Origin of the sequence: Pseudomonas sp. BW16M2, from assembly GCF_014268865.1 — a bacterium.
Classification (GTDB): Bacteria; Pseudomonadota; Gammaproteobacteria; order Pseudomonadales; family Pseudomonadaceae; genus Aquipseudomonas; species Aquipseudomonas peradeniyensis.
Genome location: NZ_JABWRI010000026.1, coordinates 49,985 through 70,616 on the forward strand (window position 1 = coordinate 49,985; position 20,632 = coordinate 70,616).

18 protein-coding genes and 1 other RNA gene are annotated in these 20,632 nt (G+C 61.4%); 16 read left to right on the plus strand and 3 right to left on the minus strand.

The features are described 5' to 3' along the window. Window positions 1-125: 125 nt before the first annotated feature. From HU735_RS20400 to HU735_RS20410, 3 genes are all read right to left on the minus strand, one after another. On the minus strand, window positions 126-497 hold the full coding sequence (locus tag HU735_RS20400) for a translation initiation factor Sui1 (protein ID WP_050703605.1): 372 nt from the start codon (window positions 495-497) through the stop codon (window positions 126-128). A gap of 256 nt (window positions 498-753) precedes the next feature. Continuing rightward, a complete protein-coding gene (locus HU735_RS20405; protein ID WP_186714977.1) occupies window positions 754-1,290 on the minus strand; it encodes an NUDIX hydrolase in 537 nt (178 codons plus the stop codon). Between the two features lies 1 nt (window position 1,291). After that, the gene (locus tag HU735_RS20410; RefSeq protein WP_186714978.1) at window positions 1,292-2,359 is read right to left on the minus strand and encodes a DUF2333 family protein; all 1,068 of its coding nucleotides are present in this window, start codon (window positions 2,357-2,359) and stop codon (window positions 1,292-1,294) included. 249 nt (window positions 2,360-2,608) lie between these two features. Here HU735_RS20410 and HU735_RS20415 point away from each other — a divergent pair, with 249 nt between their 5' ends. The 16 genes from HU735_RS20415 (at window position 2,609) to HU735_RS20490 (ending at window position 20,592) form a co-directional block, all read left to right on the plus strand. Then, entirely contained in the window at window positions 2,609-4,225 is a 1,617-nt protein-coding gene (locus HU735_RS20415) for a diguanylate cyclase (RefSeq protein ID WP_186714979.1), read from the plus strand. 251 nt (window positions 4,226-4,476) lie between these two features. Next, entirely contained in the window at window positions 4,477-6,438 is a 1,962-nt protein-coding gene (locus tag HU735_RS20420) for a methyl-accepting chemotaxis protein (protein WP_186714980.1), read from the plus strand. Window positions 6,439-6,644: 206 nt separating this feature from the next. Then, window positions 6,645-8,402, plus strand: coding sequence for a protein-disulfide reductase DsbD (locus HU735_RS20425; protein WP_186714981.1), 1,758 nt, complete (start codon window positions 6,645-6,647; stop codon window positions 8,400-8,402). Window positions 8,403-8,579: 177 nt separating this feature from the next. Next, the gene (aroQ, locus tag HU735_RS20430; RefSeq protein ID WP_011535870.1) at window positions 8,580-9,032 is read left to right on the plus strand and encodes a type II 3-dehydroquinate dehydratase; all 453 of its coding nucleotides are present in this window, start codon (window positions 8,580-8,582) and stop codon (window positions 9,030-9,032) included. 101 nt (window positions 9,033-9,133) lie between these two features. Next, entirely contained in the window at window positions 9,134-9,601 is a 468-nt protein-coding gene (gene accB / locus HU735_RS20435; protein WP_186714982.1) for an acetyl-CoA carboxylase biotin carboxyl carrier protein, read from the plus strand. 17 nt (window positions 9,602-9,618) lie between these two features. Next, on the plus strand, window positions 9,619-10,974 hold the full coding sequence (accC, locus tag HU735_RS20440) for an acetyl-CoA carboxylase biotin carboxylase subunit (protein WP_011535872.1): 1,356 nt from the start codon (window positions 9,619-9,621) through the stop codon (window positions 10,972-10,974). A 378-nt stretch (window positions 10,975-11,352) separates the two neighbouring features. Beyond that, complete coding sequence (locus tag HU735_RS20445; RefSeq protein ID WP_186714983.1) at window positions 11,353-11,646, plus strand: hypothetical protein; 294 nt, start codon at window positions 11,353-11,355, stop codon at window positions 11,644-11,646. Between the two features lie 105 nt (window positions 11,647-11,751). Then, window positions 11,752-12,141: a transfer-messenger RNA gene (gene ssrA / locus HU735_RS20450) on the plus strand. Between the two features lie 187 nt (window positions 12,142-12,328). Further along, the gene (locus tag HU735_RS20455; RefSeq protein WP_186714984.1) at window positions 12,329-13,585 is read left to right on the plus strand and encodes an integrase domain-containing protein; all 1,257 of its coding nucleotides are present in this window, start codon (window positions 12,329-12,331) and stop codon (window positions 13,583-13,585) included. Window positions 13,586-14,542: 957 nt separating this feature from the next. Further along, window positions 14,543-15,523: an integrase domain-containing protein gene (locus HU735_RS20460; protein ID WP_186714985.1), complete on the plus strand. Its 981-nt coding sequence runs from the start codon at window positions 14,543-14,545 to the stop codon at window positions 15,521-15,523. Further along, window positions 15,520-15,810 carry a hypothetical protein gene (locus HU735_RS20465; RefSeq protein WP_186714986.1) on the plus strand — a complete coding sequence of 97 codons (291 nt, stop codon included), beginning with the start codon at window positions 15,520-15,522 and terminating at the stop codon, window positions 15,808-15,810. Before HU735_RS20460 ends, HU735_RS20465 begins: the two co-directional genes overlap by 4 nt. A 297-nt stretch (window positions 15,811-16,107) precedes the next feature. After that, window positions 16,108-16,389: a hypothetical protein gene (locus HU735_RS20470; RefSeq protein WP_186714987.1), complete on the plus strand. Its 282-nt coding sequence runs from the start codon at window positions 16,108-16,110 to the stop codon at window positions 16,387-16,389. Window positions 16,390-16,434: 45 nt separating this feature from the next. After that, complete coding sequence (locus tag HU735_RS20475; protein ID WP_186714988.1) at window positions 16,435-17,007, plus strand: restriction endonuclease subunit S; 573 nt, start codon at window positions 16,435-16,437, stop codon at window positions 17,005-17,007. 3 nt (window positions 17,008-17,010) lie between these two features. Then, window positions 17,011-18,537, plus strand: coding sequence for a type I restriction-modification system subunit M (locus HU735_RS20480; RefSeq protein ID WP_186714989.1), 1,527 nt, complete (start codon window positions 17,011-17,013; stop codon window positions 18,535-18,537). After that, entirely contained in the window at window positions 18,524-19,756 is a 1,233-nt protein-coding gene (locus HU735_RS20485; protein ID WP_189657102.1) for a restriction endonuclease subunit S, read from the plus strand. Before HU735_RS20480 ends, HU735_RS20485 begins: the two co-directional genes overlap by 14 nt. Beyond that, window positions 19,756-20,592, plus strand: coding sequence for an HAD family hydrolase (locus HU735_RS20490; protein ID WP_186714990.1), 837 nt, complete (start codon window positions 19,756-19,758; stop codon window positions 20,590-20,592). Before HU735_RS20485 ends, HU735_RS20490 begins: the two co-directional genes overlap by 1 nt. Window positions 20,593-20,632 lie beyond the last annotated feature (40 nt).

Below are 20,632 nucleotides of genomic sequence, written 5' to 3' on the forward strand. Positions count from 1 at the left end.
CACTGCCCCGTCAGGTGGCGGGCGCAGTGTAGAAGCTGAAAATGACGAATCGTCCGTGCCCCCGGATAGACCCTGGCCACGGCATCGAGTTTAGAAAGCGCTGGGCGAAAAGTCGCGCGACGGCCTCAGCCGCCGGATTTCTTCGCCTTGAAGCCCTGTTTGATCAGCTCGCCGAGCAACAGTTCGACATGGTCGCCCTGAATCTCGATGACCCCGTCCTTGAGCGCGCCGCCGGTGCCGCAACGACGCTTGAGCGTGCTGGCGAGCTCCTTGAGCTGTTCGAGGGGCAGCGGCACGCCGGTGATGGTGGTCACGGTCTTGCCGCCGCGACCTTTGCTTTCACGACGCACACGGGCAATGCCATCGCCTTCGGGGATGACCTGCTGCTTGCAGATGCAGGCGTCCACCGGCTGGCCGCAGTCGGGACAGTGCCGACCGGCATCGGTGGAATAAACGAGACCGCCAAGGGCGGCGAAGGAAGAAGCTTTCTTGGCCACTTTTGTTCCTCTGTGCCGAGGACAAAAAACTGGTCGGCGGGAGCCGACCGCGAAGCCCCACTCTGGCAGGGGCGGCGCTACTGCCGCAAGGTCATGCGACAGCCCGAAAAGGGCGCGCAGTGTAACGATAAATCTGGCTGTTGCTAAGTACAGGATTGCGCCATTTTACGAAAGTTTTGCGACCTCATCGCGGGGCAAGCCCGCTCCCACGCAATTGCAGTTCAAAATCGTGGGAGCGGGCTTGCCCCGCGATCGGTCAGATCAGGCCAGCCTGGTACCGCTGCAAGGCGACCAGCGAGTCCGGGCAATACGGTCGCTGCGCGCTTTCCGCCTGGGCCTGGTCGACGCTGATGAACCGAGCCTCGATGACCTCCTCGGGCTGCAAGCGCAGCGCCCCGTCCCACACCGCCGAGTACACCGCGCACCACAAGCGGTTGCCCGGCTGCTCGAAGTAGAACGTCTCGTGAAAACGCAACTCGACGCCACTCACCCCCAGCTCCTCGGCAAGCTCCCGGGCCGCCGAGTCGGCGTAGGACTCCTGCACCCCGACCATGCCTCCGGCCGCCACATCCCAGTAACCGGGATACAGCGCCTTGCTCAGGGTGCGCCGATGCACGCACAGCTCGCCCGCGCCGTTGAACAGCAGGATGAAGGTGCAGCGCCCGATCAGGCCGCGCTCGCGCAGCTCGGCCCGTGGCAGGGCGCCGAGCAGTTGGTCATGCTCGTCGACCCAGGCCACCAGCTCGGCGTCGGAGGCCGCGCGGTGCGCGACCTCGGCAGGATTGACCGGCATCTCAGCCCTGGGACAGCAGTTGGCGCAGGTCGATGACCGCGGCGTTGGCCCGGGAGATGTAGTTGGCCATCACCAGCGAATGGTTGGCCCACATGCCAAAGCCGCTGCCGTTGAGCACCATCGGGCTCCACAGCGCTTCCTGCGAGGCTTCCAGCTCGCGGATGATCTGCCGTACGCTGACCGTGGCGTTCTTCTTCGCCAGCACGTCGGCGAAGTCGACCTCGATGGCGCGCAGCAGGTGCGACAGCGCCCAGGCCTGACCACGGGCCTCGTAGAACACGTTGTCGATCTGCAGCCACGGGGTCTCGACCACTTCCTCGTCGACCTGCGGCGCCTGGCCGGGGGCCACGGCCTCGGTCTTCAGGGTGTTGTTCAGCTTGACCCGACCGACGCTGGCCGACAGGCGCTGCGACAGCGAGCCCAGGCGGGTGGCCACGTCGCCCAGCCAGTTGTTCAGGTTATCGGCGCGGGTGTAGAAGATCGCGCCCTGGTCACCCTTGGCCAGACGGGCCTGGTAGCGGTTCAGCGACTTGATGCCCTCTTCGAACTCCGACTCGCTGGACGGCAGGATCCAGCTCTTGTTGTCGAAGTTGAAGCGCGGCTCGGCCTTGGCCAGGTCGGCATCCTCGGTCGACTGCGACTGGGAGCGGGCGAAGTCCTTGCGCAGGGCGCGGGACAGGTCACGTACCTGGACCAGCACGCCGTATTCCCAGCTCGGCATGTTGTCCATCCACAGCCCCGGCGGGAAACGGTCGTTGGAAATGTAGCCGCCCGGCTTGTCGAGCAGGGTGCCGGCGACGGTCTTGAGGGTCTCGACGGTGGTATAGCCGACCACCATCTGCTGACCGTTGCGCTCGGCGGCGGCCTGGGCGTTCTGCTGCACCGGGAACAGCTCGGGCTCCTGGCTCCAGTACCAGCCCAGGCCGATGCACACCAGCAGGTACAGGCCGATCAGGGTGCCCAGGGCACGGCTCCAGAGGCCGCCGAGGTAGCTACGGGTGGCGGCGCCGCGGGTTTCGACCCGCTCACGGGGCTCGGCCTTGGCCTCGCGGTTTTTCCAATCCAGCATGGCATTGTCCTTAATCAGTCACGAACGGTTCAGGGCTTGGACCACAGGCCTCGGCCAGGGTGCCATGACAAGCCCGCATGCCAGCACTATAAAGCAGACGCCGCCATTCGTATAAGCGACCATCGGGTCGGCAACTGAATGACGGTCCCTGAACACTTTGTTGACCCCAGGCACTCGCTTGTCGGAAAAGCAGTGCTAGCATAGAGCCATCATTGAACCTGCGCCCTCCCACTCATAAGTAGTCAGGACATGACCCAGCCAGCCGAGCCGAGCCACGAACGCCTCAAGCAGCACTTTGCCCAGCGGGTGATCCACCAGGCCCGGCAGATCCTCGAGATCTGGCAGCGCCTGCAGCGTGGCGAGTGGTCCAGCGGCGATCTGGGCGAACTGTGCGAGGCCAACCTGCGCCTGCAGCGTTACGCCGAACGCTTCGAGCAACCCGAGCACGGTAGCCTGTCGACGGCCATCGGCCAGACCCTGCGCGCCATCGAGGCCAACAGCGCGCGGCTCAACTCCGAGCTGATCAGCGAACTCAACCGCCTGATGCAGCGCCTGTCGCGCACCGGCCTGCGCAAGGGCGACCAGCTCGACAACGTGCCCCTGCCGCCACTGCGCAAGCCGGTGTACATCGTTCTGCAGGACCACGACCGCGCCGAGCGCCTGGCCCAGCAGCTGGAATTCTTCGGCCTGACCGTACAGGCGCTGTGCAGCGCCGAGGCGTTCCAGGCGTCGATGAGTGAGCGCCTGCCGTCGGCCATCGTCATGGACGTGGACTTCACCGGCGCCGGCGTCGGCCTGCAACTGGCGGCCCAGGCCCAGCAGGGGCTGGAGCAGCCGGTGCCGCTGCTGTTCTTCTGCCTGCACGAAACCGACACCCCGACCCGCCTGGCCGCCGTGCGCGCCGGCGGCCAGGAGTTCCTCACCGGCACCCTGGACGCCTCCAGCCTGCTGGAAAAACTCGAGCTGCTGACCAGCGCCACCCAGTACGACCCGTTTCGCGTGCTGGTGATCGACGACTCCCGCGCCCAGGCCCTGCACACCGAACGCCTGCTCAACAGCGCCGGGATCATCACCCGCACCCTGACCGAGCCGATCCGCACCATGAGCGAGCTGGCCGACTTCCAGCCCGACCTGATCATCCTCGATATGTACATGCCCGAGTGCACCGGCCCGGAGCTGGCCAAGGTGATCCGCCACAACGACCGCTACGTCAGCGTGCCGATCATCTACCTGTCGGCCGAGGACGACCTGGACAAGCAGCTCGACGCCATGAGCGAAGGCGGCGACGACTTCCTCACCAAGCCGATCCGCTCGCGGCACCTGGTGACCACCGTGCGCAACCGCGCCGCCCGCGCCCGCCACCTCAAGGCGCGGATGGTCCGCGACAGCCTCACCGGGCTGTACAACCACACCCACATCCTGCAAATGCTCGAGGACTGCAGCTTCCGCGCCCGCCGCGAAGCGCAGCCGCTGAGCTTCGCCATGCTCGACATCGACCACTTCAAGAAGATCAACGACCGCCACGGCCACCCCATGGGCGACCGGGTGATCAAGAGCCTGGCGCTGTTCCTCAAGCAGCGTCTGCGCAAGACCGACTTCATCGGCCGCTACGGCGGCGAGGAGTTCGCCATCGTCATGCCCAACACCGCGCTGGAGGCGGCGCACAAGGTGCTCGACGAGATCCGCCGGCGCTTCGCCGAGATCCACTACCCGGCCCAACCGCATGACCTGCAGTGCACCTTCAGCGCCGGGGTGGTGCAACTGGACGACAGCCTCGATGCGCTGACCATGGCCAGCGCCGCGGACGAGGCGCTGTACCGGGCCAAGCATGCCGGACGCAACTGCGTGGTCAGGGTCGAACCGTAGCCGCATCGCGGGGCAAGCCCGCTCCCACGAGTGATACCTGGACGTCTGCAAGAGCAACTGGCTTGCTCCATTTGCGCAGGATGGCGCAAATCTCGTGGGAGCGGGCTTGCCCCGCGATGGCCCTGATACCAATACCGGCACTGTGCCACTTTTTTATGGCGCCAACCCTCCGCCGTCATCACCTCGTCACAAAATCGCAATAACTTCAGGCCCCGACCTCTCCACTCCCCCTCCGCAGGAAGTTCGCGGCTATGCGCCTGAAGTGGCTGACCAATTTCAACACCCTGTTGCTGGTGACCGTGTGTATCGCCCTGGGCGCGACCCTGTGGTGGTCGCAACGCGCCCTGGAACGTCCCTACCAACTGATGGAGCGCTACCTGGGCCTGTCCCAGCAGTTCCAGAACGACGCCGCGCGCAATATCCAGGCCTACCTGGGCAGCGGCGATGCCCTGCGCCATGCCGCAGCCATGGAGGCCAACAAGCAGTTGCAGGCCGCCCTGGCCGACTGGCCCGAGGATCTGTCGGCCAAGCTGCGCCCGAGCCTCGACGGCCTGCAAGGCTTCACCGCCAACGAACTGCTCGCCGCCGGCAAGCTGGCGGGCGATCCCCAGGCCCTGCTGCTGCAGGCCGAGCGGGAGCTGGGGGCCAACCTCGAACAACTGGCCGGCTACGCCCGTGACAGCGCCAGCAGCGATGCCAGTCGTTACCTGACACCACTGCTGGAGGCCTCGCTGCACTTGGGCCGGCTGTCCCTGGCCCGCGACAAGCTGGTCAGCAGCGGCCGCGCCGAACTGGCCGCCGAGGTAGAGCGCGAACTGCAACTGATCGCCGCCCAGGCCCAGGCCATCGACGGCCTGCCGCTGCTGGGGGTGACCCGCGCCGCCGAATCCAACGCCGACGACTTCGCCGCGATGATGGGCCTGGAATCCCAGGCCAGTAGCCAGCAGGAAGACGTCGCCGTGGGCCTCAAGCGCGAGCTGCACAGCCTGCTCGGCCGCTACCCCGGCGAACTGCAGCGCACCCGCGAGCAGATCGAGCGCCGCGCCGCCCTGGCCGCCAGCACCGGCGAGCGCCTGGAAGCGGTGCAGCAGGCCATCGCCGGTCTCGAGCCCGAGGTGCGCGGCCTGCACGCCACCATCGCCGGCGAGGTGCGCCTGATCCAGGGCCTGATGATCGGCCTGATCCTGCTGATCGCCCTGCTGATCGACACCCTGCAGCGTCGCCTGGCACGTACCCTGACCGGCCTGGCGCCGGCGCTGTCGCGCTGGGCCGAGGGCGACTTCGCCCAGGCCATCGCCCTGGGCCGCACCAACCGCGAGCTGCACGATATCCAGGAATCGCTGAACCGCCTGCGCCAGTACCTGGTGGAGCTGGTCGGCACCATCCGCCACAACGCCGAGCAGGTGGCCGGCAGCAGCCATGCCCTGGCCGGCATGAGCAGCGCCCTGCACGACGGCGCCGAGCGCCAGGCCGGCGACACGGCGCAGATCCGCGACGCCCTGGGCGAGCTGGAGGCGACCATCCAGCAGGTGGCCGGCGACGCCAGCGCCGCCGCCGAGGCCAGCCGCGATGCCGGCCGGGCCGTGGAGCAGGGCCAGACGGTGATCGGCCAGAGCCTGTCCGGCCTGCGTTCGCTGGTCGACGAGGTGCAGGGCAACGCGCGGATGATCGAACAACTGGCGGAAGAGTCGGCGACCATCGGTGGCGTGCTCACGGTGATCCGGGCGATTGCCGAGCAGACCAACCTGCTGGCCCTCAACGCCGCCATCGAAGCGGCCCGGGCCGGCGAGATGGGCCGTGGCTTCGCCGTGGTCGCGGATGAAGTACGCTCGCTGGCCCAGCGCACCACCGGCGCCACCGGCGAGATCCAGGCGCTGATCGACCGCCTGCAGCAGGCCGCCCGCAGTTCGGTGGACGGCATGCGCACCCAGCTGGAACACGCCGAGGCCACGGCCAACCAGGCGCAGTCGGCCGATGGCGCGCTGGATGCGATCGTCAGCGCCATCCGCACCATTGCCGACACGGCGGTGCGGATCGCCGATGTGACCGCGCAGCAGACCGGGGCGGTGAGCGAGATCCGCGATCACAGCGAGCGGATTCATGAGCTGGGCGAGGACAACCTGCAGCGCATTGGCGAAGGGCGTGAGCAGGGCGAGCAGTTGCTCAAGCTGGGGGGGGAGTTGAATACGGCGGTGCGGGCGTTCCGCCTGTGAGGGCCTCTTCGCGGGCAAGCCCGCTCCCACAGAGGCCACGCAGTCGCTGACATGGCGCGATCCCTGTGGGAGCGGGTTTACCCGCGAAAGGGCCGGCACAAGCGATGCACAGGCCAGCGGCCATGTGTCGCCCCTGTAGGCGACTCGACCCTAACCGCAGCCAACTCCGCTATCATGCCCGCCACGTTCCACCTCGCGAGTCCGCCATGCGCCGCCTGTTATTCCTGCTGTTCCTGCTGCTGGCCAGCCCCGTCTTCGCCACGGGCCTGCTCGACAACCGCCCCAGCGCCACCCTCGGCGTCGCCTCCAACAGCGCCGACTTCCTGCCGGTGCACGAAGCCTTCAAGCTCAGCCTGATCCAGGCCGACGCCCAGACCGTCAAGCTGCGCTTCGTCGCCACCGACGGCTACTACCTCTACCGCCACCGCTTCCAGTTCCGCACCGAACCCGCGGACATCCGCCTGGGCGCGCCGAACATCCCCAAGGGCGAGGCCAAGCACGACGAGTTCTTCGGCGACGTCGAGGTGTACCACGGCGTGCTCGACATCGAGCTGCCGCGCAACGACCCGCGCGCCTTCACCCTGCTGGTGGGCTACCAGGGCTGCGCCGACAAGGGCCTGTGCTATCCGCCGGAAACCGCGCGGCTGAGCATCGATGGCCAAGGCGCCCCGCTGCCGGCAAGCGCAGAGCAGGGCTGGACCTGGAAATCGCTGCTGCTGTTCTTCCTCGCCGGGGTCGGCCTGACCTTCACCCCGTGCGTGCTGCCGATGCTGCCGATTCTTTCCGGTGTGGTCCTACGCGGCCAGGTTGGCGGCCTGCGCGGGCTGTCGCTGTCGCTGGCCTACGTGCTGCCGATGGCGGCGAGCTTCGCCGTGCTCGGCGCACTGATGGGCCTGTTCGGCGCCGGCCTGAACCTGCAGGCGCGCCTGCAGTCGGCCTGGGTGCTGGTGCCGTTCGCCGCGTTCTTCGTGCTGTTCGCCCTGGCCATGTTCGGCCTGTTCGACATCAAGCTGCCGCAAGCCCTGAGCAGCCGCCTGGACCACCTCGCCCACCGCACCAAGGGCGGCTCGCTGCTCGGCGCGGCGGTGCTCGGCGTGCTGTCCAGCCTGCTGGTCTCGCCCTGCGTGTCGGCGCCGCTGGCCGGCGCCTTGCTGTACATCAGCGCCAGCGGCGACGCCCTGGGCGGCGCGCTGAAACTGTTTGCCCTGGGCCTGGGCATGGGCGCGCCGCTGTTGCTGGTGGCCACCGGCGGCGCAGCCTGGTTGCCGAAGAGCGGGCCATGGATGAACACGGTGAAGAACGCCATCGGCGTGCTGCTGCTGGGCCTGGCCATCGGCCTGCTCAGCCGCGTGCTGCCGGGGCCGGCCACCCTGCTGCTGGTCGGCCTGCTGGCCGCCGGCGTGGCGCTGTTCCTCGGCGCCCTGGAGTTCGTGGTCAAGACCCCGCGCCAGCGCCTGGCGCAACTGCTGGGCCTGGCGCTGCTGGTGTACGCCCTGGCCTGCTGGTACGGCGCCCTGAGCGGCCAGGGCGACCCGCTGCGCCCGCTGCCGCCACCGGTTGCGACCAGCGGTGTCGCGGCTGCCAAGGCCGACGCCTGGCAGACCCTCACCACCCCCGCCGCCCTCGACGCGGCACTGGCCGAGGCCAAGGCCGCCGGCCAGCCGGTGCTGCTCGACTGGTACGCCGACTGGTGCATCAGCTGCAAGGTGATCGAGCACGAAGTGCTCAATGCGCCGCAGGTCCAGCCGCAGTTGGCTGCCTTCCGCCTGCTGCGCTTCGACATCACCGAGAGCAACGCCGAACAACGCGCCCTGCTCGACCGCTACCGCCTGTTCGGCCCTCCCGCGCTGATGTTCTTTGCCGCGAACGGCAGCGAAATGACCACCGATCGGGTCATCGGTGAGATAAACGCCGGCGATTTCGCCCAGGTATTGGCGCGCGTGCGCGGCCAACTCGGGCTATAACTTCCCGCATCCAGTGAAAAAACCCCGCCGCAGTGACCAGACTTAATCATCTGGTCACATACTTTGCGCGAATCTCGGACATCGTGCTGGCTATTGCCGGGAACTGGACACTCAGCGCCGCTTGCGGCATAGTCGCCGCGCTATGTCGAATTGCCCTACAAAACCAAGGAATCGCAGATGGCAACCCTACTGGTGCTGCACGGCCCCAACCTGAACCTGCTCGGGACCCGCGAACCGGGCCATTACGGCGCCGCCACCCTGGCCCAGATCAATCAGGACCTGGAGCAGCGCGCCCGCGCCGCCGGCCACCATCTGCAATACCTGCAGAGCAATGCCGAATACGAATTGATCGACCGCATCCATGCCGCGCGCAACGAAGGCGTGGACTTCATCCTGATCAATCCGGCCGCTTTCACCCACACCAGCGTCGCATTACGTGACGCATTGCTCGCGGTGAGCATCCCATTCATCGAAGTGCACCTCTCCAACGTGCACAAGCGTGAACCGTTCCGCCACCACTCCTACTTTTCCGATGTTGCCGTAGGGGTGATCTGCGGCCTGGGCGCCACCGGTTACCGGCTGGCCCTGGAGTCCGCGCTGGAACACCTGGCTGCCAACGCACAGCCCTGATGACACAAGGCCTTGGCCCCTTCGGGCCGAGGCTCATGAAGAAACGTTTTCGACACGTTTTAAAAATACGTCCCCGACCGAACCTTGGGAGTTGATGATTAATGGATATCCGTAAAGTCAAGAAGCTGATCGAACTGCTGGAAGAGTCTGGCATCGACGAACTGGAGATCAAGGAAGGCGAAGAGTCCGTTCGCATCAGCCGTCACAGCAAGACCCCGGCCGGCGCCCAGTACTTCGCCGCTCCGGCTCCGATGGCCGCTCCGGTTGCCGCCGCAGCACCTGTTGCCGCTGCCGCCCCGGCCGCTGAAGCCGCTGCCGCCGCGCCTGCCCTGAAAGGCACCGTGATCCGTTCGCCAATGGTCGGCACCTTCTACCGCAAGCCTTCGCCAACTTCGCCGAACTACGCAGAAGTCGGCCAGGCCGTGAAGAAAGGCGACACCCTGTGCATCGTCGAAGCCATGAAGATGATGAACCACATCGAAGCCGAGATCGGCGGTGTGATCGACGCCATCCTGGTGGAAGACGGCCAGCCGGTTGAGTTCGACCAGCCGCTGTTCACCATCGTTTGATTCGCGGAGAGCCAACGATGTCTGGGAAGCTCGAAAAAGTTCTGATCGCCAACCGCGGGGAAATTGCCCTGCGGATCCTGCGTGCCTGCAAAGAGCTGGGCATCAAGACCGTCGCCGTGCACTCCACGGCCGACCGTGAACTGATGCACCTGGGCCTGGCAGACGAGTCGGTCTGCATCGGCCCTGCATCGTCCAAGGAATCGTACCTGCACATTCCGGCGATCATCGCCGCCGCCGAAGTGACAGGCGCCACCGCCATCCACCCGGGCTACGGCTTCCTCGCGGAAAACGCCGATTTCGCCGAGCAAGTGGAAAAGTCCGGCTTCGCCTTCATCGGCCCGAAAGCCGACACCATTCGCCTGATGGGCGACAAGGTGTCGGCCAAGGACGCGATGATCAAGTCGGGCGTACCGACCGTGCCAGGTTCCGACGGCCCGCTGCCGGAAGACGAAGAGGTTGCCCTGGCAATCGCCCGTGACGTCGGCTACCCGGTGATCATCAAGGCCGCCGGTGGCGGTGGTGGTCGCGGCATGCGCGTGGTGCACAAGGAAGAAGACCTGATCGAATCGGCCAAGCTGACCCGCACCGAAGCCGGTGCCGCGTTCGGCAACCCGATGGTCTACCTGGAGAAGTTCCTGACCAACCCACGTCACGTGGAAGTGCAGGTGCTGTCCGACGGCCAGGGCAACGCCGTGCACCTGGGTGACCGTGACTGCTCGCTGCAGCGCCGTCACCAGAAGGTCCTGGAAGAAGCTCCGGCCCCGGGCATCGACGAGAAGGCCCGTCAGGAAGTCTTCAAGCGTTGCGTCGACGCGTGCATCGAGATCGGCTACCGCGGTGCCGGTACCTTCGAGTTCCTGTACGAGAACGGCCGCTTCTACTTCATCGAGATGAACACCCGCGTCCAGGTCGAGCACCCGGTTTCGGAAATGGTCACCGGCATCGACATCGTCAAGGAGATGCTGAGCATCGCCGCTGGCAACAAGCTGTCGTTCCGCCAGGAAGACGTGGTGATCCGCGGTCACTCGCTGGAGTGCCGGATCAACGCCGAAGACCCGAAGAAGTTCATCCCGAGCCCAGGCAAGGTGAAGCACTTCCACGCCCCGGGCGGCAACGGCGTGCGCGTCGATTCGCACCTGTACAGCGGCTACTCGGTTCCGCCGAACTACGATTCGTTGATCGGCAAGCTGATCACCTACGGCAAGGACCGCGACGAAGCCATGGCGCGCATGCGCAATGCCCTGGACGAGATCGTCGTCGACGGCATCAAGACCAACATCCCGCTGCACCGCGACCTGGTGCGTGATGAAGGTTTCTGCAAAGGCGGCGTCAACATCCACTACCTCGAGCACAAACTGGCCAACCAGGAGTGATCGCGTTAGCGTGATGAAAAAGCCCCGGCCCCGTGCCGGGGTTTTTTATTGCCCTTGAGAAGGCCTGCTCGGTCGCTCTCATGGAACAAACCACAATGCTTTAGTTTGACTGGGGCAGCGTGGGAGCGGGCTTGCCCCGCGATCACCGGCGAAGCCGGTGCCATACACCGTTTCGCGGGGCAAGCCCGCTCCCACGCTGGTGATGCTGGCAACTTTGTTCCCTGCGCGACAGCGCAACCCACAAGGGCTGGGTGATCTCCTACAGGTATCGCGTATGCCTCTGGCCATCCGATACCCCCAACAACCCAATGGAACCCCGCCCAAACCCGCACAGTCCACCGATCAGGCCCACTTCCCAAGGCCTCAAAGGAGACTCCCATGAAAGGCACTGCGCTATCCGCCCTGTTCGCGGCCGCCACCCTGCTGGCCTCGCCTGTGTTCGCCGCCGACAACCTGTGCGCCATGAACCTGCAGAAGATCGACGACAGCATGGCCACCGCCGGCGCCACGTCCGAAGGCCTGGACAAGGCCATCACCGAGCATGTGGACCAGGCCAAGGCCGCCCAGGCAAAAGGCGACACCAAGGAATGCATCGCCATCACCAGCAAGGTGCTCGAGCGCCTGGAGAAGACCGAGAAAGGCAGCGGCTCGGCCGGTGGCAGCGGTACCTGAGCCCTGCGCTAGCGAGGGCGGCCGAACCATCTGTCGACGCCGCCCGCGCAAACGCGTATACTCGGCCTTGCGTGCTGAAAAGCGCGTTCAGCTAGAGCTGAGTGTGGGGCCGATTAGGATTCGACGCCGGTAGCGAAACTCTAGGTGCATGCCGAGTTGGTAACAGAACTCGTAAATCCACTGTTGCAACTTTCTATAGTTGCCAATGACGACCAATACGGTGCTGCTCTCGCTGCTTAACTGCAGCTGACATGCACTCCTGGTACCTTCGGGTCCAGCAATCATCAGGGGATGCCTGTAAACCCGAAATGATTGTCATACAGAACAGGATCGTCGTGCAGCACGTTGGGGGCGAAGCGACTAAAACTTACCCAACTCATCCAAAGCACCCTGCCCGTCGGGCGGCTGCGGATTAAATCAGTAGACACGGCTAAGCATGTAGTACCGACAGCGGAGTACTGGCGGACGGGGGTTCAAATCCCCCCGGCTCCACCAAATGATCAATCAAAGACGTCCACGGACGTCTTTTTTTGTGCCTGCGACCCTGTAAATACGCGGCCTCCAGCGCTTTGGCCGTCTTTCAAGAGTTTTTGAGTTCCAGCCATTCGGGTATTCCAGGCGGTATTCCAGCTCACCCGGTGCTAATCTTTGGAATACCGAATCAGTGCTTGAGGACAATCTCATGCCTGCCCAAAACCTCCGCCTCTCCGATCGACAGCTCAAGGGAGTCAAACCCGCGTCCAAGGATTACGTCCTAACTGACGGTGATGGTTTGCAGCTCCGCGTACGCAGCAACGGCTCGTTGCTGTGGAATTTCAACTACCGCGAACCGGTGACCAAGAAGCGCATCAACATCGGCTTCGGGACCTACCCCGAACTGTCGCTGGCGAATGCACGAAAGATGGCAGTCGATGCACGCGAGCTGCTCGCACAGGGCATTGATCCGAAGGTGCAGCGCAACACGCTGAATGAAGCCAAGCGCGCAGAAACGGAACACACCTTCGAGAACGTGGCCACCGCCTGGTTCGAGCTCAAGAAAGACTCAGTCACCCCGGCCTATGCCGAGGACATTTGGCGGTCTCTCACGCTGCATGTGTTCCCCGACTTGAGGACGACACCACTGGTGAAAATCACCGCGCCGATGGTGATCGCATTGCTTCGTCCAATCGAAGCGAAAGGCAGCCTGGAGACGGTCAAACGTCTTAGCCAGCGGCTAAACGAGATCATGACCTACGGCGTAAACTCCGGCCTGATCTTCGCCAACCCGCTCAGCGGCATCAGGGCAGTATTCAAGAAGCCCAAGAAAGAGAATATGGCTGCGCTTCCGCCCGAAGAACTCCCCGAGCTCATGCTGGAGATCGCGAACGCCAGTATCAAACGGACCACCCGTTGCCTGATCGAATGGCAGTTGCACACCATGACGCGCCCGGCAGAAGCAGCGACTACTCGCTGGGCAGACATCGACTTTGAAAGGCGTGTCTGGACTATCCCTCCGGAGCGGATGAAGAAGCGCCGCCCACATAGCATCCCGTTGAGTGATCACGCTGTCGCACTGTTGGAGTCACTGAAGACTCACAGCGGCCACCGCGAATACGTCTTCCCGGCAGACAGAAATCCGCGCACCCACGCTAATAGCCAAACGGCCAACATGGCGTTGAAACGCATGGGCTTCCAGGACCGCTTGGTCAGCCACGGCATGCGCTCGATGGCCAGCACCATCTTGAATGAACATGGGTGGGACCCGGAGCTCATCGAAGTGGCACTGGCGCACGTCGACAAGGATGAGGTGCGCAGCGCCTACAACCGAGCCGACTACATCGAGCGCCGGCGCCCAATGATGGCTTGGTGGAGTGAGTACATCCAGAAAGCCGCCACCGGCAGCCTGCTCGCCTCAGCGTACGGCCAAGTCAGAGACAAGAACGTGGTGCCGATCCGCTAGCTCTGTACGGCGCAAGAACGGCAGCAGCAGCAACTGAACGTTCAAGATTCGGGGCAAGCAGCCTCGCTTATCCGCTTCTCAGCACGGGTCCTTCCAAACAGGGCTGCAAAGCCGCCCTGTTTGGAAGGACCTCACTTTGAAGAGCTAAAAGCGAACACGCTGTCCAGGATTTACCACGGAACTCCACCGGTGGATAACCGCTCTTAAAGTCCAAAGTGGCGCTGAATTTCGACCCTTGACCGGGTTTATCCACAGGCGTAGAACTGGCCGTGCAAACGCTGTCGATGACAGCAACCCAGGTGGCCCGAACCTTGAAGGTCACGCCGCTCTTGCGGTGGTTCTCCCCCAAATGGCGATTCGCATCCGGCAGCTCGCCCGGTCACCTCCCCGGTGATGGATGCCTACTTCAGATCATGGCCCACGTGCGCCAGACGACACTTCCTACTTCGCTGCCCTGCAGCAACCTATCCGCTTGGCCGAATCTTGCGCCAACCTACGCCCGTCTCTTTCTCCTGGAAAGAGACGGGCGCTTCTAGCACTGCTGCAGCCCTCATCGCACTTGGCTTTACGGCAACTCCCCTCGTGACAATCGGCGTGACAAACGCCGATGTCACCAGCAACAGCGCCGCAGATGATGGTGCCGCAGACCAGGGAATGGACTGCACCTGACTGACAGTCAGGTATGCCCCGGTCATCGCATCGCTGCGTTCACTCAGCTCAGGATCTTCAGGCGCTGGTCTCGTCAGCCAGTGCAGCCTCCACCCGCCCACCGGTATCGGTGCTCAGGAGGCCAGATCATGAGATGCCCTTGCTCCCGGTCGTAAGGAGCCGCCGGTCCCGCGTAGAGGACATTCCCCACAGGTCGCAGGGGCCTTGATCCCTGATAACACTCAGCATTCTTGGCGGGATGACGTGGGGATAACGCTTCAGTCGATGGGCTCCGGGAGGCACAAGGCTATGTCACTTATTGGAAGAAGGGGTGGACGGAATTTCGGATGGGGTCGACAGATGAGTTATGCCGGACGGCAGGCGTTAAAGGATATGTTTGGCAATGGGCACTATTCCACGGTCAAAGCCCACGCAGACCGCTGGGTAGCCTTCGCCGAATGGTGCCGATCCGAACTCGATCCAAGTATCAATGACGCCCGCAAGATCAACCAGCAAACGCTATTCGACTATGCCCAGCACCTGCGCCATCAGGTCGAGCGAAGCGACATGAAAATCGCCACCGCACAGAACCGTCTTTCCAGCGTGAACCGCACGCTGGAGGCGATTCGTGGTGATCGTTCGATACGGGTCGCCAGCCCCAGCCAAGCCCTCGGCTTGCACAGGTCCACAGTAAGAAGCGAGGCACCCAATGGACAAGATCGCGAGCACCTGAAAACCGTTATCAAAGCGCTCAACGCCCAGCAGCAGCAACGTGTCAGCGCCATCCTGCACCTTGCCCGCGAAACCGGCATGCGCCTGCGCGAAGCCATCCTGGCCGACCTGCCACGTTTGCATCGCGAAGCCGAGCGACTCGGCCGCATCAACATCCAAGACGGCACCAAGGGAGGTCGTTCAGGTGCATATGCGCCAAGATGGATAACAGCGACTAAGAACGTACGGGACGCACTGCAGGCAGCCCGTAACGCCTCGCCCATTGGCAGCAACAACCTGCTCGCCCAAGACGAAAGCTACAAGACCTTCCTGCAGCAAACGGTGAAACCGGCACGCGAGATCCTGCACGTATATGGCTTGAAAGGCTTCCACGAATTGCGCGCCGCGTACGCCTGCGAACGTTACAAACAACTTACTGGCCATGCAGCGCCGATCAACGATGGCGCCTGCGTTCAGGAAAACCGTGAGCCCGACCAAACAGCACGCCAGCAAATCAGTCTGGAGCTGGGCCATAACCGCACTGACGTGATCGCAGCGTACATAGGAGGACGGCGATGACTAAGTCCTTCGATATGAGGCTCTTCCTTGAAGCCGTCCTCACCGGTTCCCATGCCACGCGGCAGCGCCACATTAGGCAAGCCCAAACAATACAAATGGCCATTCGGAAACGCTTCGGCCGAGACAATCCGTGGAGTTGGCAACTCAAGCATTTCCGGTGGTTTCATGAGCAACACCTGAAGCCCCGCAGCCCGGCGACTAGGTATTACTACCAGCTAACCGAGTGGTTGATTATAAAGCGGCTTGGTAAACCTGGGCTTGCACAAGAAAGAAGCAAGAAAAACTGAGACCGCCCTGCCGGGTGATCGCAAACGGCGACGAGATGGAAAGCGCCTTCACAGCGCTAGGCGACACATTGGTGGCTCGAACCAGAAAGATGTATAGCGCGGCCCAGCCATCACGACTTCCACGCTGGTTCCCGTCTATAGAGACTCTACTGAGAAAAAATGTTTGACAGCAGGCGCAAACGGGGAGATATTGCTCTCGCCATCTACTCAGTACGTCTTGTATAGAGAAAAAATGAGGCGCGGCAGGTTGCACCCTGCCGCTATTGCAATAACTGACTCGTTAGGAGAGCTAGAGCTATGAAACTGTACCAAATTACCTATGACCTGCGTAAGAAACGTGATTACCAATCCCTGTATGACCGGATTAAAGCCTACGGCACATGGTGCCGGCCGCTGGAGTCCACCTGGATTGTTGCCACGGCCCAAACTGCAGCTCAGGTGCGGGATAACCTTAAAGCAGTAATGGATGCCGATGACGGCTTGCTTGTAACCCGTCTTAAAGGCGACGCAGCATGGTATGGACTGGCGGCCGAGCAAGCCAAATGGCTGCAGAACCAGTACCAGCGCTGCGAAGTCTGACCACTCTTGTTGCGCCAAGGATGGCGCCTTTTCCCAGAGCTATTTATGTCATCCCAGTTATTCAAGTTGAGCGATCTGGCTGATGTCCGCTCCGGATACACCTTCCGCGGTGCGCTGGAGCATGATCCTTCTGGCGATGTTCGCGTTTTGCAAATCAAGGATTTGCGCCAAAACGCAGCGATTGATCCGGATACACTGATTGCTGTTGCATGGGACGCCCGTACCGCTCCGCCCCTGCTTCAGCCAGGCGATATCACCGTGATCGCCCGTGGTGATACCAACAAGGCCGTACTCTATGCAGGCGAGCAGTCGGTTGTAGCGACCAGCCAGTTTTTTATTGTTACGGCTAAACGATCAAAAATACTGCCGGCATACCTGTGCTGGCTGATCAACTTGCCGCAAAGCCAACGCAGCCTTGAGCGCAGCGGCAGTGCGATTCAAGCCATCGGCAAAGCGTCCCTAATGGACATGCAGATCCCCTTACCACCGCTCGTGACCCAGCAGAAGCTGATTGCCCTGCAAACAGTGTGGGATGAAGAGGATGAACTGATCGCACGCCTGCAAAAGAACAGAGAGCACATGCTGCAAGGCATTTACCAGCACCTTATTAAGGCTTAAGCCATGAACGACAAAGTGAACCAGGACGATATCAACAAGGCGCTGTGGGCAGCATGCGACATCTTCCGCGGCACCATCAGTGCGGACACCTACAAAGATTTCATCCTTACCATGCTGTTCCTCAAGTACATCAGCGATGTCTGGCAGGACCACTACGACAACTACAAGAAGGAATACGGTGACGAGCCGGAGCTGATCGAGGAAATGCTCAAGAACGAGCGTTTCGTGTTGTCACGTGATGCCAGTTTCTACGCTCTCTACGAGCTTCGCCATGAGCCAGGCAATGGTGAGCGCATTGATCAGGCGCTTCACGTCATCGAAGAAGCCAACGGCACCAAGCTCAAGGATGCCGGCAAGAGCGTGTTCCAGGACATCTCCTTCAACACCGACAAGCTTGGCGAGGAGAAGCAGAAGAACACCATCCTCCGCCATCTGCTGGAAAACTTCGCCGGGGCCGAACTCAACCTCAAGCCATCCCGCGTCGGCAGCCTGGACGTGATCGGTAACGCCTACGAGTACCTGATCAAGAACTTCGCCGCCAGCGGCGGACAGAAGGCCGGTGAGTTCTACACCCCGCCGGAAGTCTCCGAGCTGATCGCGGAGTTGCTCGACCCACAACCGGGCGACAGCATCTGCGATCCGGCCTGTGGCTCGGCCTCGTTGCTGATGAAGTGCGGGCGCAAGGTGCGCGCCCACCACAACAGCAAGCAATATGCCCTTTATGGCCAGGAAGCTATCGGCTCCACCTGGTCCCTGGCCAAGATGAACATGTTTCTCCATGGCGAGGACAACCACAAGATCGAGTGGGGCGACACCCTACGCAATCCCAAGCTGCTCGACCAGAATGGCCAGTTGCTGAAATTCGATATCGTCACCGCCAACCCGCCGTTCTCGCTGGATAAATGGGGTCATGAAGAGGCCGAGCACGATCAGTTTGGCCGCTTCAAGCGCGGTATCCCACCGAAAACCAAGGGCGACTTCGCTTTTATCCTGCACATGATCGAAACCCTGAAGGCCAAGACGGGGCGCATGGCGGTGATCGTGCCACATGGCGTGCTATTCCGCGGTTCCAGTGAAGGGAAGATCCGCCAGCAGTTGATCGAGGAAAACCTGCTCGATGCCGTTATTGGCCTGCCGGAAAAGCTCTTCTACGGCACCGGCATCCCCGCAGCGATCCTGGTTTTCAGTAAAGCCAAGACCGATGAAAATGTGCTGTTTATTGACGCCAGCCGTGACTTCAAGGCCGGCAAAAACCAGAACATCTTGGGTGAAGAGCAGATCAACCATATCCTGATCACCTACCGCCACCGCATCAATTCAGAAAAGTACAGCCACCGTGCCAGCCTGCAGGAACTCCGAGACAATGATTACAACCTGAATATCCCACGTTATGTGGACACCTTCGAGGCCGAAGAGGAAATCGACCTGTTGACAGTCCGAGCCGAGCGCAAGCAACTAAAGCTGCAACTGGCTGAACTTGAAGCACAGATGGATGGATACTTAAAAGAGCTAGGTTATGATCAAGTCTAATTTCAGATATACTGCTCTTGACGCTTTTGTAGATAAAAGCGGCCCTATTTGCTATGGAATCCTGAAGCCTGGGGAAAATTACCCGGGTGGAATTCCAGTAATTAAGGTTAAAAATATTATAGATGGCCGCGTCCTAGACAGTGATTTGCTACATACCTCTCCAGAAATTCACAAGCAATATAAGCGCGCAGAAGTAAAGTCAGGAGATCTATTACTGACGATTCGAGGGACCACAGGACGGGTTGCATTCGTTCCTAGGTCGCTCGATGGCGCCAATATTACCCAGGACTCTGCAAGAATCCGCGTATCATCAAACGATAGTCCTAGATATGTCTACTACGCGCTTCAGTCGCCTGATATCCAGAGGCAAATAGAATTAAACACCGTTGGCCAGGCGGTTAAAGGAATAAATATTGGAGAAGTTAAAAAACTAACCATCTATCACCCAGAGTTAAAGGAACAACAGAAAATTGCTTTAGTACTTTCCACTTGGGACCAAGCAATCGCTACCACCGAAGAACTACTGAAAAACAGCCAGCGACAAAAAAAAGCGCTGCAGCAACTCCTGTTAACTGGTAGTCAGCGCGTTCACGGCGTCCAAAGTGAATGGCAAAATATTCGGCTCGAACAGCTATTCTCCAGAGTAACCACAAAGAATACTGAAGCCAGCACCAATGTTGTCACCATTTCGGCCCAGCATGGTCTGATCCGGCAGGAAGATTTCTTTAACAAGACCGTTGCATCAGAGACTCTAGATAACTACTTCCTATTGAAGAAAGGGCAGTTCGCCTACAACAAAAGCTACTCCAATGGCTACCCGATGGGGGCCATAAAACGCCTAAACAAATATGACAAAGGTGTAGTTACCACGCTTTATATTTGCTTTGAGGTAAGTGACGAGACCATCTGCAACCCAGAATTTTTTGAGCACTATTTCGAATCCGGCCTTTTGAATAAGGGCTTAAGTAAAGTCGCTAACGAAGGCGGCCGGGCGCATGGCTTGCTCAACGTCAAGCCGAGCGACTTCTTTGGGCTAACTGTTTTTGTCCCTGAGGTGGATGAGCAAAAAGCAATTGCTGCAGTGCTCACAACAGCTGATCAAGACATTCATGCACTGCAAGCCAAGCTCACCTGTTTGAAGCAAGAGAAACAATCCCTGATGCAACAACTGTTTACCGGCAAGCGCCGTGTAAAGGTAAATGAACTGGAGGTCGCTTAATGGCCAAGAGGCACGTCCCCTTTGTGATTGCCTATGACTTCGACGGCACCCTGTCGCCTGGCAATATGCAGGAGTACAACTTTGTGCCGGCGCTGGGCATCAAGCCGGCTGAGTTCTGGCGCGAAGCCAAGGCAATGGCTCAGGAGCAACAGGCGGACGAGATTCTGGCCTATATGCGGCTGATGATCGAAAAGGCTCAGGCCGCCCGGGTGCCGGTACGCAAAAAAGACTTTGCCGATTTTGGAGCCCATATCCAGCTATTCCCGGGTGTGCAGGAGTGGTTCAAGCGCATCACCGAGTATGGCCGTGCCAAAGGCGTAAAGGTTGAGCACTTCATTATCTCGTCGGGGCTGCGCGAGATGATCGTGGGTACCCCGATCAACAAGCACTTCACTCGTGTGTATGCCTCAGGTTTTATGTACGACCATAACGATGTCGCGCATTGGCCAGCCCTGGCAGTGAACTACACCACCAAGACCCAGTACCTGTTCCGCATCAACAAGGGCAGCCTGGATGTGCACGATAACTCGGTAATCAATAAGTTTGTCGAACCCGCTGAGCGACCTGTGCCGTTCAGCAATATGGTGTTTATCGGCGACGGCGAGACCGACATCCCCTCCATGCGTTTGGTCAAGAATCAAGGTGGCCACTCGATCGCTGTCTACGGCAAAGGCAAACGTGGCGCCCGCGACAAAGCGCTCAAGCTGGTTAAGGAAGGCCGCACCAACCTGGCGACCACTGCTGATTACACCGATGGCTCATCCATTGATTGCGCCGTGAAGGCGATGATCGACAAGGTGGTAGCGGATCGCACCATTTCGGAGGCGAATGGCTGATATGGCAGGCAGCGACCTGACTCTCTAAAGCAACCGCTGC